This window comes from Methanocalculus sp. (assembly GCF_029762515.1).
Lineage (GTDB): Archaea > Halobacteriota > Methanomicrobia > Methanomicrobiales > Methanocorpusculaceae > Methanocalculus.
The window spans coordinates 1-13,753 of record NZ_JARVGN010000009.1 but is presented as its reverse complement, the minus strand read 5'-3'; the positions used below and the strand labels follow the sequence as shown (position 1 = coordinate 13,753).

Genomic DNA, 13,753 nt, shown 5'->3' with positions numbered 1-13,753 from the left:
CATCTGATCGATCTCACCGATATCAAGGACAGAAACCTCGACTGATGTTGGTGAGTTGAAACCATGTTTTCCTTCACGCTTGCCAAGAAGGTGGAAACGGGTGAAGTTATGGTCACGCCATCCTGCTGCACCACGGCCACCCCTGTTTCCTGCTCCACGGCGGTTCTTATGCGTTCCACCGCCACAGGTTCTCGAACCACGATATTTTGATCGCTTATTGACTGGCATCGCGAATTCACCTCATCTTATACAGGAGAGCGTTAATCTCCCTGCCATAATAGCCAAGCGCTCCACCCTGGTTAAAGGTCCGCTTGATGGTCTTATATCCCTTTCTCGGGGGGTGCATTCTAAGCACCGGTTTGAGTTCGGGGATATCCTTCAGCTTCACTTTACCTTCTGCAAGGTCTTCTGCGAGTTCGCTGACACTTCCATACTCTGATGCACTCTTCAGGTACTCATCGGTGAGAGGCTTGTTGCCAAGGAGGCGGCCGCGTGTCCTGAGAATTGTCTCAAGCGTCTCGGCATCAACCTCTCCGTAGGCGACAAAGTCCTTCACTTTCCGGATCATCCCGAGGTACTCGGGAGTCTCAGGGATGAGGACACAATGGTTGATATGATGGAGACGAAGCATCTTCAGCGTCTCTTTGATCTCGTGGCGGGTATTGACGACGCCGCGCACCTGCACGACTGCGTACATTAGTGCCGACCTCCCCCGATACGAATCATATTCGTCTCTTTCAATGCCTCAAAGGTTGCCTTTGCATAGTTAAGGGTCGTCCGGGTGTTTCCTTTCGTCATCACCCATACATCCTTCATGCCTGCAAGATCAAGCACCTTCTTTCCAATTTCACCGGTCACAAGGCCGATGCCCTGTGGTGCGGGCTTCAGGGTGACACGGACACTCCCTGCCTTTCCTTCCACCTGCATGGGTATCGAGTGCGGATTGCTGCATCCACATTCCCAGCTTCCACAGCCACGCCGTACTTTGATGATGTTCAGTTTTGCTGAAACAATCGCCTTACGGATGGCGGTACCGACCTGGACATCCTTACCCTGGCCAAAGCCGATGTAGCCGTCACGGTTTCCGACGACAACAACTGCACGGAACTTAATCCGCCTGCCAGAGTCAGTCATCCTCTGCATCATATCGATGGAGAGCACTTCATCACTGAGATCAGGGATGAATGCGTCAACGATACCTGCCTCCTTGATCGGGCGGCCACTGTTGAGCACATCTTCAAGAGATGCAAACTCGCCTGCAGCTACTGCTGTACCAAGGCCGGTGACAGGGATCCATTCCTCACGTTCAAATGCCATGTCACTCAAGCTCCTTCATAATGGCATCTGCCACTTCTTCCACATTTGCAACAAGATTGCCTGCCCGATCGGGGGCATATTCAGCGATTGTAACACCCTTGACACGGTCTTCATCCGGGAGGATCTCTTCACCGTGTGGGATGTCAAATCCGGCCTCAACCGCTCCCTTCAGAGCAGCAAAGACCCGTGCACCTTTTGTTGCACGATTCAAACCAATATCAAGGATACCGCCCTCATACCCTGCTTTCTGGGCACGGACCGCACAGAGCATGCCTGTGAGGTATGCAGCCGGGGTATTGCCGGTGTATCCGGTATATCCGAACTTCGAGAGTTCGCCGCTGGTTGCCGATACAAGTGTCCGGTCTCCGGTCATCTCAGCAACAACAAGCTGAACGATGATCTGGCGGGATGTCTTCCTGACAACGAACCGTGGCCTTCTTGAGATGATAAGACGCATCCGCTGATAGTAATCGGTTCTTCCTTCCTTTCGTCTCCTGAACGGGACGAAATATCGCGCACTTGTCGCCATATCAGTTCACCTTCTCCTTGTGCAGCTCAATGTTCTGTTTCAGGTGTGATACATTCCTGAATTGTCCACCTGCTGCACGCCTGTAGAATTTCCGGTATACCGAACGGTCAATTGTGCCATTGTCACGCATCTCGCGGAGCGTCGTGCGCTGGGCACGGATCTTCTGGATCCAGACCCTCTTTGAGGGAGTCCGGGCACCCTGTGCACCTCTCCTGCGGCCATGCCCTTTGCAGTGGCCATAGGCGCGCTTGATGGTACGAAGGCGTGCTCGTCCACGGCTGACACCTTTCTTCTGATGAGCCGTGATTGCACCGTCACCAATGAGATTCCTGATATCCTCACGGGAGACCGCATTGGTAATCTCATCGATCTGATCGGGATTGAACCAGACACGGTTCTCACCACATTTGAGAATTGCGGCTGCAATCCGCCTCTGTGATGCCAGATCACTCATCGTCTGTCACCTCATCATCAGAGACCTGTTCGTCCTCGACCTCAGGCTCCTCTGCTGCATTTACTTTCGGGTTTAAGACTTTGAACCCGCCAGCGAGTGCTTTCTCCTGAATCTCCATCCGCTTCTTCATCCCGACGGTTCCACCAATCCGGATTGCAGTGGTTTCCGCGTCAAGAGACTCAAGTGTGGCAACTGTCATAACGAGAGCTTCCTTCATTCCACATGGGTGGAAGCCACGGACAGCAACCGGACCTGCAAATCCCGGGGCCGGGATTATGCCCTTTGCTTTCTTCTGTTTTCGCTGTTTGCTCTGACCACCGCGGGGTCTGCGCCAGACATCGTCAAGCTTGGCTTTCTGTGACAGGCACTGGCGTCTGAAATTTCCCCGTTTTGCATGGCGGTCGCGAATCAGCCTCTTAATAGCAACCATCTGGATCACGCCTTCTCCACTCTGTATATGCCATCCTGGAAGACACGCGGATCACGTTTCCTGATCTTTGTTGCCTTCTCGATGTTGGCTGCGGTGTTACCCACCTTCTCCTTGTCAATGCCCGTCACGAAGACTTCGTCTGAACCCAGCTTCACGGTGACGCCTTCATGAATCTTTGCGTTCCGTGCCATTTTTTCACCAAGGAAATTTCCTATCTCAAGGATTCCCGGGTGAAGTTTGAGCTGGATCGGGAAGTGGCTGTAAACAACCTTCATTGAGAACTCATACCCTTCAGTTACACCGGTGCACATATTGCGGATGTGGGAAGCAAATGTCCCGACCATCGCATATACCGTCTTCCGGTTGGATGGCGTGCTGATCGTAACGGCTCCGTCTTCAATGGAAACGGAGATGTTTGGATAGTAGAAGGATCGCTGAAGCTCACCCTTTGGACCTTTGACGACGATCATATCGCCATCAACAGAGACCTGAACCGAGTCGGGGATCTGAATATTTTCTGTGTGTACCATCTTCAGTGCACCTCAGTAAACATACCCGATCAGCTGGCCGCCAATTCCGGCTTTTCTCGCCTGTTCATGAGACAGAACACCCTGTGAGGTGGTCAGCATCAGGAGGCCAAAGCCTTTGGCAGGCAGGTACCGTGTCTCCCACGATTCCATGTCTTCCGTCTTTACTGCAAAGCGGGGCGATATTGCGCCGCACTTATTGATCCGGCCTGTCAGCTGGATTGAGAAACGGCCTCCACGGCCATCATCAATGTATTCAAAGCCGGCGATGTATCCGTTCTCCTGCATGATACCGAGCATCGCACCAAAGAGCCTGGAGGCGGGTTCAACCGTTACCTCAAGCCTGCCTGCATCGCCTGCATTCTTGATGGCGCTCATCGCATCGGCAATAATATTCTGTTGTGTCATTCTCCGGCCACCTAGTTCATCTTCTTAAAGCCCATCGTCGGAGCCCACTCGCGGAAGCACTGGCGGCAGAACATGATATTGTATCTTCGCACAAGACCCTGCTTACGTCCGCACATCTGGCATTTGTTGCTCCCGTAGCTGACTTTCTTCTGAGGAGCCTTTGTCTTATCCGCCATTATTCTACCACCTCGACATTGAAACGTTCCTTCATAAACGACATGGCTTCATCTTTCTTCACATGCTGTTTTGTCGGAAGCTTCATCTTCTGTGCAGCCCGCCGCGCAATCCTGACGCCTTTCTTCTCGATGACGACATTGATATCCATACCATAGATACCGATCTGCGGATCATAGGACTGGCCCGGGTAATCTGTGTGTTCTTCGATCCCAAAACCGAAGTTTCCATTCTGATCGAACCGGGTCGCATCGATCTTATTTCCAATGATATCAAGCGAGGTTTTCAGGAACGCTTCAGCCTTATCTCCTCTCAGGGTGAGTTTGCACCCCATTGACTGTCCTTTCCGAAGGCCAAAGGCAGGGACGGTACGCTTTGCGATGGTCCGGACGGATGTTGCGCCGCCGCAGATCTCCTTCATGAGCGCCTCTGCCTTCATCAGTTTGTCTCCGCCTTCACCGACACTCATATGGACAACGATCTTATCGACATAGAGCTCCTGCATCCCGGTCATACGGTAATCCCCCAAATACCAAGTGATGGCTCCTCGCGCCCGACCATAAAGATATACGGCTCGATCGTCTCGAATACCTCACCAGTTGAGAGTTCCTCAAGGCTGACACGGTTTGGGACACTTCCCTGTACCGGGATCACTTCACGAATCCTGGCTACCCTGCCGGAATGCTGGCCGCCAACGACCATTGCAACATTTCCGACTGCATAGGGGAAGTGATCGGTGATCTCAAAGCGGGAATCGGAATCGATGCCGAGTTTCAGAATGATCGAATCCTTCGGCCGGTAGGAGTTGTCAGCAACAAGATTTGCTCCGAAGAGGAGGTTTAACTGAACTTTTCCTCCGGGAAGGGTTGTCTTGTTTCTGATCTTTGAGATACGGATCTTTGCTGCCTCTGCATCAACCTCGGATGCTGCAAATCGTCCACGCTTGTCAAGGAGCATGATGTAATGCTTCCCGATGCGCGGGAACGAGATGATATCAAAGACTCCGATTCCAATATGCGGATCTGTACAGATCCTGCCATTCACCACAACCTGGCGGTCATGAAGGATCTGTTTGACCTCCTTCATGTTTCTGGCAAGGCTCATGTGATCCCGCATCCAGACGGCAATCGGGAGCGCACCTGCATTGTGAGGTCCGGGAGCGGTTGCCGGGGAATAGGTACTGACTTTTCTTTCGATACTCCAGGAACCCGGAGCAACTATACGCTTCATATGTGCCATTATTCCTTCACCCCGAGACGTTCCGTGCGCTTTGGATCCTTCAGGTTAAGTTTTGTGATCATTACCTTTGAGGGATCGAGCGGGCGGGCAACTTCAGTGCCATCCGCTTTCTTCACGGTAACGCCATGAACCTGTATCGCTAAACGCTTCAAATCGATTCCATCGACAACACCGGTTTTTCCGGCATGCTCACCACGAAGCACCTTTACGGTATCTCCGGTTACAACCCTGAAGTGACGGCGGCCATGCTTTTCACGAAGCTCTGGTGAGAGCATCGCATGGAGAAGCGAACCACGGAGGTGAATCGGTGCATTGTACCGGATCTTCCGCTGTTTTCTTGGCTGACTGCTTGCTATTCGCACCATAAAGCACCTCAGATGATGATCGTCGCCATAGACGCGATCTTTGGGAACCGTGCGGCAACTTCACGTGCAACCGGGCCTTTAATCTCGGTACCACGGGGATCGCCATTTTCATTGATGAGAACCATTGCGTTCTCCTCGAATGAGACACGGAGGCCGCTTGGCCTTCTAAATTCTTTCTTCTGCCGTACTACAACTGCTTTGACGAGTTTTTTGCGCATGTCTGGAGTCCCTTTCTTGACAGAGACGGTTGCAATATCGCCAAGCCCGAGTTTGGGCTGACGCCTTCGCACACCATGGTATCCGTCAACCGAGATAACCTCGACAACACGCGCACCGGTGTTATCAGCACAGACCATACGCGACCCGGTCTGGAGTGCGCGCGGGATTTTCGATCCTAGCGCCCTCATGCTGATTTCACCTCAACAACGACGAAATGCGTCGTCTTGTTCAGAGGCCTGCACTCCGCTACCTTCACCTCGTCTCCAACCTTCACATGAAGGCAGGGGGCGATATGGGCATGGAGCTTGGAAGAGCGCTTCTCATACCGATCGTACTTCCTGATGAAGTGCAGGTATTCGCGCTCGACCACAACAGTCCCTTTCATCTTCTCGCTCACGACTTTGCCGGTAATCACCTGGCCGCGCACCGGCAAAGTGCCATGAAACGGGCAATCATCTTCGTTGCATTCCTGTGTTGGGAGTGCAACATTCAACCCAATGTTTCGTGCCATTAACAACCCTCATTTTCTGATGCGCATGGTGATCCGCTTCTCGGGCCGGCCGATAATCGTCGACCCGGAGAGTTCCACCTGCACCCTGTCCGGGAGGGTAACCCGGAATATAGTATGTTTCTTCGGAACATGCTTTAATCCGACGGATGTCAGGATTGAAATCATGCTCTTCGTCTCATCGACGATCATACCCGATATTCCCTCCTGGGCAGGGTTTGTCGCATGCACAACCAGAACGTTCCGTCCGATGAACTCGTGACGAAGAACGTTTTCTGGCGTGATCATACACTTCTTCTCTTATTCTGCTCGGTTTTTATCCGGGCAATGGTTCTTCGGAGTTCGCGGATCTGGCCCGGGTTATCCGGGGCACCGCCAGCACTGACCTTACCGTACTGCTGAATGAGTTCGGTTCTGAGTTTGCTCTCCTGTTCGATCAGTTCGACATCCGAAAACTCTGCCACTTCACGAGCGCGGAAGATTGCCATCAGAGATCCTCCCTCTCATATACGTCTTCTGGTGAGGAGACTGACTCGAGTTCGCGATCGATATCGTCACCAATATCGCCGACATCCTCAACAATAATCTCCTGCTTCTCAGGTGGAGCTGCGGGCGGAACAATTTCAAACTGGTCAGGAATACGTGCACCTGGCGGAATGAGTTTCACCTGGACACCGATGGTGCCGAGTTTTTTGATCGCCACTGCATATCCGGTCTCGACGATGCTGATTGCAGGCTCGCCGGAGTGTTTGATGTATCCTTCAACAAACTTCTGCACACGGGAACGTGATCCGGTCAGTTTTCCTGCGATGATCACTTCACACCCAAGGGCACCGGATTCCATCACACGGCGGATAACGCTTGTTCCGGCCTTCCTGAAGTACCAGCCGCGTTCAAGAGCATTTGCGAGCCTTTCTGCGAGAATCTGCGCATTCAGGTTGGGGTTTTCGACCTGTTGAACCTCCACCTGTGGAGACTCAATGCCATAGATTGTCTGGAGATCAGAGGTGATCTGACGGACAAGCTTGCCACCTTTCCCGATAACAATACCGGGTTTCTCGGCAAAGATTGCAACCTGGGTTCCGATTGGAGTCCTGAAGATATCCATGCCTCCGTATCCTGCTCTCTTCAGCTCTTTCCGTAAGAACGCTTCAACACGGACCTTCCGGACGCCTTCTGAGATGAACTTCTTTTCTCCTGACATTATTCCTCAACCTCCCTCACAATCACTTCGATAGTGACGGTTTCACGGGCTTTCGGAGTCGCACGCCCCATTGCACGGGGGAAGATAGCTTTCATGGATCGGCCCCTGTTTGCTGCGGCATGGACGATCTCGAGGTTTTCTGTTGAAAGCCCGGCATATTCTGCATTCTTCTTCACCGATTCAAGGAGGCGGATGTACTCGTGTGATGCCTTCACCGGGAAACGGCCCTGACATACAACGCCTGTGAGGCTCTTCTGGTGAGCAACATTATGCTTAAACCGCCTGAAGGGGATCGCTTTCTTCTTCGCGACAACCTGATGCAGGTACTCAAGTGCTGAATCAACATCCTTGTGCCTGATGAAGTTTGCAATCTCAATGGCGTGTTTTGGGGAGCAGTTCAGCTCGTTTGCTTTGGCTCGTGCGATATTCTCGCCTTCGAGCTTCATGATATAATCTGTTCGTGCCATAGAGATCACTTCAGGGGAACGTACTTACTCGACCGGGTTGCACCGATACCGGCACTTCCGTGTGAGATCTTCCGCCGGGTCTGGGCAAACTCTCCAAGATAATGGAAGACACCCTCAACCGGGATTTCGACCCGCTGAAACTCTTTTCCAGTGTAAATCTCGATCGTCTTTCCAACCATTTCAGGGAGAATGACCATCGCACGGCTGTGCGTTCTGATCTTCTCATCGCCGGAACGGATCTTCTCAAGGAGGTTCTCTTCATCCCGGGTCAGTCCACGCTGCATCTTCCTTCGGGCGCGGCATGGCATGATCGGAATGAGATCATTGATCGACATCTCCTGGAGGGCTGGAATTGTATACCCATGATAGGTAAACTCCTCACGCCGTCTCGGCATTCGCTTAACTTGTTTCTTTGCCATATCCGATCACCTCTTGTATCCGGTTCTCCGTGCGGCAACATGCCCGACCTTCCGCCCTGGCGGTGTGCCACGCGATACAGTCTTAGGCCTTCCGGGATGCTGGTGCCCACCGCCACCAAATGGGTGGTCGATGACGTTCATTGCAACACCACGGACACGTGGCCACCGGGTTGCCTGTGATTTTACTTTGTGGAAGACTTTTCCGGCCTTCACATAGGGCTTCTCACTTCTGCCGCCACCTGCAACAATGCCGATGGTAGCACGGCAGTGGCTGTTGAACCATTTGATTGCCCCGCTTGGCATCCGGATGCCAACCCGATCTTCGGATTTTCCGATGACCTGTGCCTGAACACCGCTTGAGCGGACGAACTTGCCGCCGTCATTTGGACGTGCTTCGACGTTGCAGACCGCAGCTCCTGTCGGGATATCCCGGAGAAGGAGGGTGTTTCCGTTTCTTACTGCTGCATCGGATCCAATCTCAATGACATCGTCAACTCCCATGCCTTCGGTGACAAGAAGATACGTCTTCTCACCATCTTCAAGGGCAACACGGGCAATTGGTGCATGGCGTGCCGGATCGTGTTCGATATCGATGATCGTTCCACGAACCGTCTTATCGCCGGTGCCGGGATGCTTGAGATCTGATTTGTACTTGTGTGATGGGGCGCGGTACGAAGGGCCTCCCTTACCACGCGCCTGACTGCTGATTCTATGTCCCATCTCAAATCACCTACACGATTCCAAGACGGCTCAGGATTTCTTCTGCGGCTCTGTCATCTTCAAAGCTCACAATGGCCTTCTTGGTTCCTTTATTCGTCATCAGGGTCCGGACCTCGGTGACGGCCTTTCCAAATGTCTTCTCGATGTCACGAGAGATCATCTCCTTGTTGGCCTCTTTTCTGACGATGAAGACGAGTTTGTTCTCGTTTTCGAGGATCGCCATTGCCTTTTCCGTAACAGAAGGATGATTCAGAACCATCTCAGTTCACCTCCGATAGCTGCTTCAGTGCCGATTCAGTCCAGACGGTGAGACGGCCTGCATGGGTACCCGGAGCGAGGAGTTCGGCATTGAGTTCATGAACAGATACCGAGTCAACACCGGGAAGGTTGGCTGCTGCACGGAGGGGAGTCTCTGAAGTGACGATTAAGAGGCTCTTCCTCTGTTTCATTCCCCTTCCACGAAGGTTGCCACGGCCCGGCTTTCTGTTTCTGCTGAGCTTTGATCTGATCACATCGCCCATCAGGCCAAGTGATTCAAGGACAGCGATGACTTCGGCTGTGCGCTCGATCTTCTCAAAAGAGTCATCAACGACCGAGATAACATCCTGCTCAAAGAGGTGTCCGCGTGCCCTGACAAGGTCGGGATTTGCCGTTGCTGCTATGGCTGAACGGATGGCGATTACCTTCTCTTTCTTATTGATCTTCTCGACCAGGTGTTTCGCGGTAACCGGTGGGTGGCATGCCCTGCCGCCACGGGTCTGTGGAACTTTCGCTGCACGTGAGCCGTTTTTGATACGCGGGATCTGCGATTCACCCCTGCCTGAGCCCCAGCTTACCGCAGAGGTCCTCATTCCTGCAAAGGGATCGGTGCCATGTGGCTGGTACCGGGTGCTCTGAAGTGCCAGAACTGCCCGCTTGATGATATCGGGACGGTAAGGTGTGCTGAAAGTATCCGGAAGGTCAATCTCCTTCAGGGGCGAGCCATCTAGTGTTTTTACTGCTGCTTTCATCTCTCATTCACCCCTGCTTACTCTTCTGGCTGACATATTCGACAACCGGAACCCGTACCTGGTGTTCACCCAGACGGATTGCAGGCCGGAACCTGATGATCCGCTTTACCGGACCAGGGATTGAGCCTTTAATCAGGACATAGTTGTTCCTGACAAGTCCATAGTGAAGGAATCCGCCCTCGGGGTTGATCTCTTCTGTTTCCTGGCCGATCTTGATGATCCGCTTGTTATATTCTGTCCTCTGCTGGTATCCCATCTGACCGACGTTTGGCACCTGCCAGCGGACATGGTGGGGCGTCCATGGACCAAGGGTACCGATATGGCGTTCCTTCTTGCCACGGGAATGTTTCCGCTTCCTGAGGCTGATACCCCAGCGTTTCACAGCTCCCTGTGTCCCTTTGCCAGTCGTGATGGCAGTAATGTCGGCATATGCTCCCTCATTCAGAACTGAAGCAAAATCAACTTCAGTTCCAAGGAGGGATTGTGCATAGGCAAGACGCTCTGCCATTGAACCACCTGCAACACGGATCTCCATCAGATCCGGAACCTTCTTCGGAACACCGGAGATGATCTCGGGGGTGGTGTGCATCAGAAGCATAATCTCAACGACTGAATCGGCAGAAACCGCTTCATTGATCGCGTTGAGTGTTCCCTCGCGATCGTGGTTCTTCGGCATCGTGATCCTGCCTGCGAGGGTTTCGCTCAGTGAGTCTGCCCAGACTTCGGTCATGGGGTGTTTCCCATAGGTATCTTTGCGGTACGCGCGGATGGCGGCAACCTTCATTGACGGAACCTCAACAACCGTAACAGGGGTCATGATATCCTTCCCCTCGCTTGGGCTGCTCTTGTGGTCGTCAACCATGATGACATGGGTCATGCCAACCTTATACCCTGCAAATCCCTGTAATACCGGTGAACCGGAATATTCTGGCCAGGATTTGTACTTTGGAACTTCACTCTTTGCTCGTTTCCTTGGGCTGAATGCAAGTGAACCTGAGCGTGGCCTGTGAGTTTTCGGCATGTATTCTTCAATCCTTCAAGTCTATCTATCTGGACTTTATCTGAAAAGTCCATCCTGCACCGCTCTATCACCCCAATGGGGACAGATGAGCGGGATACGTTGGTAGGAACAGTATGGGAAGAGATCTGGCACCTGACGATTGAGCATGGATGAAAAATGCCATCTACGGAATATTCCTTCCGGAGATCTCAATTTCTCCTCAGAACGGAGTTGTTCTGCTCGTATTATCAGGTTATTTTTTCTCTCTAAGAGTTCCTGACCCATACCGCGCTTCCCGGATGATCGGGAAATGGGCTCGACGATGCGTTGGCCCGGCGCGTGTAATCAGACCTGCTTATGGTCGTCTCGTTGCGAATTATTCGCAACATTCATCAACCTGCCATCAAGACAGCAGGATGAATGATCTCTTCGCGCAGATGAATCCGGTGATAGTACCCGGTCCATTCTGTGACAGCCTGATCCGGCTCCCTATACTATTGACAGGAAGAGATTATAAAGATAATGAAGAACGGGGAATGAACCGACCAGGCTCATTCAAAGAAGAGGTCTCCTTTATCGTTGATGTACACCTGTATCGTATCCTGAATATACCGGGCATGTATCTTATTGGGATTTGCATCTTTCACCCGGTTAATAAGAGTGACCGTGTCGTACCGGACTTTGATGCCACACCTCTCTGCCTCTTCATAGATAGTATTGATCGCTTCAAGCAGATCTTCTTCTGCTGTTATGGTGCAGAGTTCCTGTGCATCAAGCGTGTTCACAAAATCAAGTGTCTCCCGTGCACGCCTGATATTCTCTGTTGCCGACTTCTCTATTGTACAGACATTTGCTTTTGAAGTATTGATCAGATCTGCGATCTGCTGCTGGGTCATTCCCTGTTTTCTGTACCTGAGTACTTCTTTCTGCCGCTCGGTGAGGAGGCCGTCTTTCATTAATGTACTATATTGCACCACAAGTTTAAACATTTTACCTTAACCGACTTTCTCACAGGTGATTCATTAAAAGCAGTTTCAAAATGTTTATATGCCTTTTTATCAAAAAAGGAAGTGTTCTCAAATTTTTTGAGAGGTGTAATTCTATGGTAGTAAAAGTAGGCATAGCAAAACTTGGCAATATCGCCTCCGGTGTCATGGCCGAGCTGCTCCTCGATGAGCGTGCAGACCGTGAAGACATGCAGACCTTCATGGCAACCTCCGGTACCAAACTTCAGCCCGAAGATATCGACCGTGTCGTCACCAACATGAAGGCATGGGGACCGGACTTCTGTGTCGTCGTCTCACCAAATGGTGTTCTTCCCGGACCAACCGGTGCACGTGAGGAGCTTGCAAAGGCAGGCATCCCCGTCGTTGTCATCACCGATGACATCACCACCAAGAAAGAGCAGTTTGATGCACTGAAGGCAAGCAGCTTCGGCTACATCATCATGAAGGCCGACGCAATGATCGGTGCCCGCCGTGAATTCCTTGACCCCGTCGAGATGGCTGACTACAACGGCAACCTCGTGAAGGTTCTTGCACTCACAGGTGCATTCACCAAACTCCAGGTGGAGCTTGACAAGGTCATCGACCAGGTGAAGGCAGGCAAGAAGGGTGCAGACCTCGTCCTTCCGAAGGTTGTCATGACCTCCGACAAGGCAGTTGAGGGAGCATTCAACAACCCCTACGCAATGGCAAAGGCACGTGCAGCATATGAGATTGCACAGTCTGTTGCAGGCGTCAATGTGAAGGGCTGTTTCATGACCAAGGAATGGGAGAAGTACATTCCGATCGTCTGTTCAGCACACGAAATGATGCGCCAGGCAGCTGTCCTCTGTGACGAGGCACGTGAGCTTGAGAAGGGAGCAGACTGCATCATCAGAAGCCCCCACAAGAAAGACGGCGTCATCGTCACCAAGACAAAGCTGATCAGCAAGCCAGAATAAAACCACTCACTTCTTTTTTTTCACTGACGCACTATCCGGAGCGTTGCATCTGCACCAGAAATCTGATATCCCACCATTCATCTGGTACGCAATATATCAAAAATGCCAGGATTAAAGACCGATATTTTTACCGATATCCTCAGGCAGGGTCATAACAACCGGTTCCCGGCAGATCCGCTCCATAAAGGCTGAGTCACTGATGGATTTTGGATTTGGATTGATCCTTGCAATCATGGTACAGAACGCGCACATCCCATCATGGGCAAAATGACCGTTTTTCTGGAAGAATATACCCATATTGAATGCATACAGACCAAAAGACTTGTAGAGATCGATGATCCGCCTGATATCCCTCCCAAGAGTATCAGTCATGGTAAAGATATCTTCAAGAGTCCTGATCGGCAGTATTCCCCTGATCTCACACTCCCCTATTGGAACCGGGTTTGCATACCAGAAGATCTCTTCCCCAAACAGATGGCGGGAACCGCCAGCCTCCTCATCACGGATATATTCCCAGTAATTTCCGGATGCAGTCTGTGCAGATGCCAGAAGATAGTCTGCACAGAGACTGACCGGCCGGTTGTCAGCCATTCCCTGCATATGAGGGTGGAGTATGCTCGCACCAGCAGATGGTAGGAAGTTCCAGTGGATTGATGGGTACCCGGGGTGATCCATGAGTGATTTGGCTGATCCGATGATTGCATCGGAGAGCTGGCGGGCTGAGAATGATTCGACCATATGTGCTTCTGTGATCACTGTCACGGTATGGCGATCGGCGAAGGGGTAGAGGTTTGGAAATGTCACACTCTCACCAGATT

25 protein-coding genes and 1 pseudogene are annotated in these 13,753 nt (G+C 51.9%); 1 reads left to right on the top strand and 25 read right to left on the bottom strand.

The genetic code is table 11. From position 1 onward, the window contains the following. The 24 genes and pseudogenes from QCH34_RS00790 to QCH34_RS00675 form a co-directional block, all read right to left on the bottom strand. Nucleotides 1-228 (bottom strand): annotated as a pseudogene (locus QCH34_RS00790) (50S ribosomal protein L15); the annotation flags it as partial. 7 nt (nt 229-235) lie between these two features. Further along, a complete protein-coding gene (locus QCH34_RS00785) occupies nt 236-697 on the bottom strand; it encodes a 50S ribosomal protein L30 (RefSeq protein ID WP_300328472.1) in 462 nt (153 codons plus the stop codon). Further along, the gene (locus QCH34_RS00780) at nt 697-1,317 is read right to left on the bottom strand and encodes a 30S ribosomal protein S5 (protein ID WP_300328468.1); all 621 of its coding nucleotides are present in this window, start codon (nt 1,315-1,317) and stop codon (nt 697-699) included. Before QCH34_RS00780 ends, QCH34_RS00785 begins: the two co-directional genes overlap by 1 nt. A gap of 1 nt (nt 1,318) precedes the next feature. Next, on the bottom strand, nt 1,319-1,846 hold the full coding sequence (locus QCH34_RS00775; protein ID WP_300328465.1) for a 50S ribosomal protein L18: 528 nt from the start codon (nt 1,844-1,846) through the stop codon (nt 1,319-1,321). A gap of 1 nt (nt 1,847) precedes the next feature. After that, on the bottom strand, nt 1,848-2,300 hold the full coding sequence (locus tag QCH34_RS00770) for a 50S ribosomal protein L19e (RefSeq protein ID WP_300328462.1): 453 nt from the start codon (nt 2,298-2,300) through the stop codon (nt 1,848-1,850). Beyond that, nucleotides 2,293-2,730, bottom strand: coding sequence for a 50S ribosomal protein L32e (locus QCH34_RS00765; protein ID WP_300328459.1), 438 nt, complete (start codon nt 2,728-2,730; stop codon nt 2,293-2,295). Before QCH34_RS00765 ends, QCH34_RS00770 begins: the two co-directional genes overlap by 8 nt. 5 nt (nt 2,731-2,735) lie before the next feature. Beyond that, nucleotides 2,736-3,260 carry a 50S ribosomal protein L6 gene (locus QCH34_RS00760; RefSeq protein WP_300328456.1) on the bottom strand — a complete coding sequence of 175 codons (525 nt, stop codon included), beginning with the start codon at nt 3,258-3,260 and terminating at the stop codon, nt 2,736-2,738. A gap of 12 nt (nt 3,261-3,272) precedes the next feature. Then, nucleotides 3,273-3,665: a 30S ribosomal protein S8 gene (locus QCH34_RS00755; RefSeq protein WP_300328454.1), complete on the bottom strand. Its 393-nt coding sequence runs from the start codon at nt 3,663-3,665 to the stop codon at nt 3,273-3,275. Between the two features lie 11 nt (nt 3,666-3,676). Continuing rightward, nucleotides 3,677-3,841, bottom strand: a complete 165-nt coding sequence (locus QCH34_RS00750) for a 30S ribosomal protein S14 (RefSeq protein ID WP_300328451.1) — start codon at nt 3,839-3,841, stop codon at nt 3,677-3,679. Continuing rightward, a complete protein-coding gene (locus tag QCH34_RS00745) occupies nt 3,841-4,353 on the bottom strand; it encodes a 50S ribosomal protein L5 (protein WP_300328448.1) in 513 nt (170 codons plus the stop codon). Before QCH34_RS00745 ends, QCH34_RS00750 begins: the two co-directional genes overlap by 1 nt. Then, a complete protein-coding gene (locus tag QCH34_RS00740; protein WP_366898151.1) occupies nt 4,350-5,078 on the bottom strand; it encodes a 30S ribosomal protein S4e in 729 nt (242 codons plus the stop codon). Before QCH34_RS00740 ends, QCH34_RS00745 begins: the two co-directional genes overlap by 4 nt. Next, a complete protein-coding gene (gene rplX, locus QCH34_RS00735; protein WP_300328445.1) occupies nt 5,078-5,443 on the bottom strand; it encodes a 50S ribosomal protein L24 in 366 nt (121 codons plus the stop codon). Before rplX ends, QCH34_RS00740 begins: the two co-directional genes overlap by 1 nt. A gap of 8 nt (nt 5,444-5,451) precedes the next feature. Further along, entirely contained in the window at nt 5,452-5,850 is a 399-nt protein-coding gene (locus QCH34_RS00730) for a 50S ribosomal protein L14 (protein ID WP_300328442.1), read from the bottom strand. Continuing rightward, complete coding sequence (locus QCH34_RS00725) at nt 5,847-6,173, bottom strand: 30S ribosomal protein S17 (RefSeq protein WP_300328438.1); 327 nt, start codon at nt 6,171-6,173, stop codon at nt 5,847-5,849. Before QCH34_RS00725 ends, QCH34_RS00730 begins: the two co-directional genes overlap by 4 nt. A 9-nt stretch (nt 6,174-6,182) precedes the next feature. Further along, nucleotides 6,183-6,458, bottom strand: coding sequence for a ribonuclease P protein subunit (locus tag QCH34_RS00720; RefSeq protein WP_300328434.1), 276 nt, complete (start codon nt 6,456-6,458; stop codon nt 6,183-6,185). Further along, nucleotides 6,455-6,658: a 50S ribosomal protein L29 gene (rpmC, locus tag QCH34_RS00715; protein WP_300328429.1), complete on the bottom strand. Its 204-nt coding sequence runs from the start codon at nt 6,656-6,658 to the stop codon at nt 6,455-6,457. The genes QCH34_RS00720 and rpmC overlap by 4 nt, the downstream gene beginning before the upstream one ends. Further along, a complete protein-coding gene (locus QCH34_RS00710; RefSeq protein WP_300328425.1) occupies nt 6,658-7,374 on the bottom strand; it encodes a 30S ribosomal protein S3 in 717 nt (238 codons plus the stop codon). Before QCH34_RS00710 ends, rpmC begins: the two co-directional genes overlap by 1 nt. Further along, nucleotides 7,374-7,841 carry a 50S ribosomal protein L22 gene (locus tag QCH34_RS00705; RefSeq protein WP_300328422.1) on the bottom strand — a complete coding sequence of 156 codons (468 nt, stop codon included), beginning with the start codon at nt 7,839-7,841 and terminating at the stop codon, nt 7,374-7,376. Before QCH34_RS00705 ends, QCH34_RS00710 begins: the two co-directional genes overlap by 1 nt. A gap of 5 nt (nt 7,842-7,846) precedes the next feature. Further along, nucleotides 7,847-8,260 carry a 30S ribosomal protein S19 gene (locus tag QCH34_RS00700; protein ID WP_300328418.1) on the bottom strand — a complete coding sequence of 138 codons (414 nt, stop codon included), beginning with the start codon at nt 8,258-8,260 and terminating at the stop codon, nt 7,847-7,849. A 6-nt stretch (nt 8,261-8,266) separates the two neighbouring features. Further along, the gene (locus tag QCH34_RS00695; protein ID WP_300328415.1) at nt 8,267-8,980 is read right to left on the bottom strand and encodes a 50S ribosomal protein L2; all 714 of its coding nucleotides are present in this window, start codon (nt 8,978-8,980) and stop codon (nt 8,267-8,269) included. Nucleotides 8,981-8,990: 10 nt separating this feature from the next. Then, entirely contained in the window at nt 8,991-9,239 is a 249-nt protein-coding gene (locus tag QCH34_RS00690) for a 50S ribosomal protein L23 (protein WP_300328412.1), read from the bottom strand. 1 nt (nt 9,240) lies between these two features. Further along, entirely contained in the window at nt 9,241-9,990 is a 750-nt protein-coding gene (gene rpl4p, locus QCH34_RS00685) for a 50S ribosomal protein L4 (protein WP_300328409.1), read from the bottom strand. A 7-nt stretch (nt 9,991-9,997) separates the two neighbouring features. After that, on the bottom strand, nt 9,998-11,011 hold the full coding sequence (locus QCH34_RS00680) for a 50S ribosomal protein L3 (RefSeq protein ID WP_300328406.1): 1,014 nt from the start codon (nt 11,009-11,011) through the stop codon (nt 9,998-10,000). A gap of 530 nt (nt 11,012-11,541) precedes the next feature. Continuing rightward, nucleotides 11,542-11,946, bottom strand: a complete 405-nt coding sequence (locus QCH34_RS00675) for a Tfx family DNA-binding protein (RefSeq protein WP_300328403.1) — start codon at nt 11,944-11,946, stop codon at nt 11,542-11,544. Nucleotides 11,947-12,092: 146 nt separating this feature from the next. Here QCH34_RS00675 and QCH34_RS00670 point away from each other — a divergent pair, with 146 nt between their 5' ends. Further along, nucleotides 12,093-12,935, top strand: coding sequence for a F420-dependent methylenetetrahydromethanopterin dehydrogenase (locus tag QCH34_RS00670; protein ID WP_300328400.1), 843 nt, complete (start codon nt 12,093-12,095; stop codon nt 12,933-12,935). A 111-nt stretch (nt 12,936-13,046) separates the two neighbouring features. Here the strand turns inward: QCH34_RS00670 and QCH34_RS00665 are convergent. Continuing rightward, nucleotides 13,047-13,753, bottom strand: a 707-nt coding sequence (locus QCH34_RS00665) for a galactose-1-phosphate uridylyltransferase (protein ID WP_300328395.1), incomplete at its 5' end; no start/stop codon positions are given.

Bases quoted from the DNA above. Each gene is read 5' to 3' on its own strand.
- QCH34_RS00785 (WP_300328472.1), bottom strand. From the start codon at position 697: ATGTACGCAGTCGTGCAGGTGCGCGGCGTCGTCAATACCCGCCACGAG.
- QCH34_RS00780 (WP_300328468.1), bottom strand. From the start codon at position 1,317: ATGGCATTTGAACGTGAGGAATGGATCCCTGTCACCGGCCTTGGTACA.
- QCH34_RS00775 (WP_300328465.1), bottom strand. From the start codon at position 1,846: ATGGCGACAAGTGCGCGATATTTCGTCCCGTTCAGGAGACGAAAGGAA.
- QCH34_RS00770 (WP_300328462.1), bottom strand. From the start codon at position 2,300: ATGAGTGATCTGGCATCACAGAGGCGGATTGCAGCCGCAATTCTCAAA.
- QCH34_RS00765 (WP_300328459.1), bottom strand. From the start codon at position 2,730: ATGGTTGCTATTAAGAGGCTGATTCGCGACCGCCATGCAAAACGGGGA.
- QCH34_RS00760 (WP_300328456.1), bottom strand. From the start codon at position 3,260: ATGGTACACACAGAAAATATTCAGATCCCCGACTCGGTTCAGGTCTCT.
- QCH34_RS00755 (WP_300328454.1), bottom strand. From the start codon at position 3,665: ATGACACAACAGAATATTATTGCCGATGCGATGAGCGCCATCAAGAAT.
- QCH34_RS00750 (WP_300328451.1), bottom strand. From the start codon at position 3,841: ATGGCGGATAAGACAAAGGCTCCTCAGAAGAAAGTCAGCTACGGGAGC.
- QCH34_RS00745 (WP_300328448.1), bottom strand. From the start codon at position 4,353: ATGACCGGGATGCAGGAGCTCTATGTCGATAAGATCGTTGTCCATATG.
- QCH34_RS00740 (WP_366898151.1), bottom strand. From the start codon at position 5,078: ATGGCACATATGAAGCGTATAGTTGCTCCGGGTTCCTGGAGTATCGAA.
- rplX (WP_300328445.1), bottom strand. From the start codon at position 5,443: ATGGTGCGAATAGCAAGCAGTCAGCCAAGAAAACAGCGGAAGATCCGG.
- QCH34_RS00730 (WP_300328442.1), bottom strand. From the start codon at position 5,850: ATGAGGGCGCTAGGATCGAAAATCCCGCGCGCACTCCAGACCGGGTCG.
- QCH34_RS00725 (WP_300328438.1), bottom strand. From the start codon at position 6,173: ATGGCACGAAACATTGGGTTGAATGTTGCACTCCCAACACAGGAATGC.
- QCH34_RS00720 (WP_300328434.1), bottom strand. From the start codon at position 6,458: ATGATCACGCCAGAAAACGTTCTTCGTCACGAGTTCATCGGACGGAAC.
- rpmC (WP_300328429.1), bottom strand. From the start codon at position 6,658: ATGGCAATCTTCCGCGCTCGTGAAGTGGCAGAGTTTTCGGATGTCGAA.
- QCH34_RS00710 (WP_300328425.1), bottom strand. From the start codon at position 7,374: ATGTCAGGAGAAAAGAAGTTCATCTCAGAAGGCGTCCGGAAGGTCCGT.
- QCH34_RS00705 (WP_300328422.1), bottom strand. From the start codon at position 7,841: ATGGCACGAACAGATTATATCATGAAGCTCGAAGGCGAGAATATCGCA.
- QCH34_RS00700 (WP_300328418.1), bottom strand. From the start codon at position 8,260: ATGGCAAAGAAACAAGTTAAGCGAATGCCGAGACGGCGTGAGGAGTTT.
- QCH34_RS00695 (WP_300328415.1), bottom strand. From the start codon at position 8,980: ATGGGACATAGAATCAGCAGTCAGGCGCGTGGTAAGGGAGGCCCTTCG.
- QCH34_RS00690 (WP_300328412.1), bottom strand. From the start codon at position 9,239: ATGGTTCTGAATCATCCTTCTGTTACGGAAAAGGCAATGGCGATCCTC.
- rpl4p (WP_300328409.1), bottom strand. From the start codon at position 9,990: ATGAAAGCAGCAGTAAAAACACTAGATGGCTCGCCCCTGAAGGAGATT.
- QCH34_RS00680 (WP_300328406.1), bottom strand. From the start codon at position 11,011: ATGCCGAAAACTCACAGGCCACGCTCAGGTTCACTTGCATTCAGCCCA.
- QCH34_RS00675 (WP_300328403.1), bottom strand. From the start codon at position 11,946: ATGAAAGACGGCCTCCTCACCGAGCGGCAGAAAGAAGTACTCAGGTAC.
- QCH34_RS00670 (WP_300328400.1), top strand. From the start codon at position 12,093: ATGGTAGTAAAAGTAGGCATAGCAAAACTTGGCAATATCGCCTCCGGT.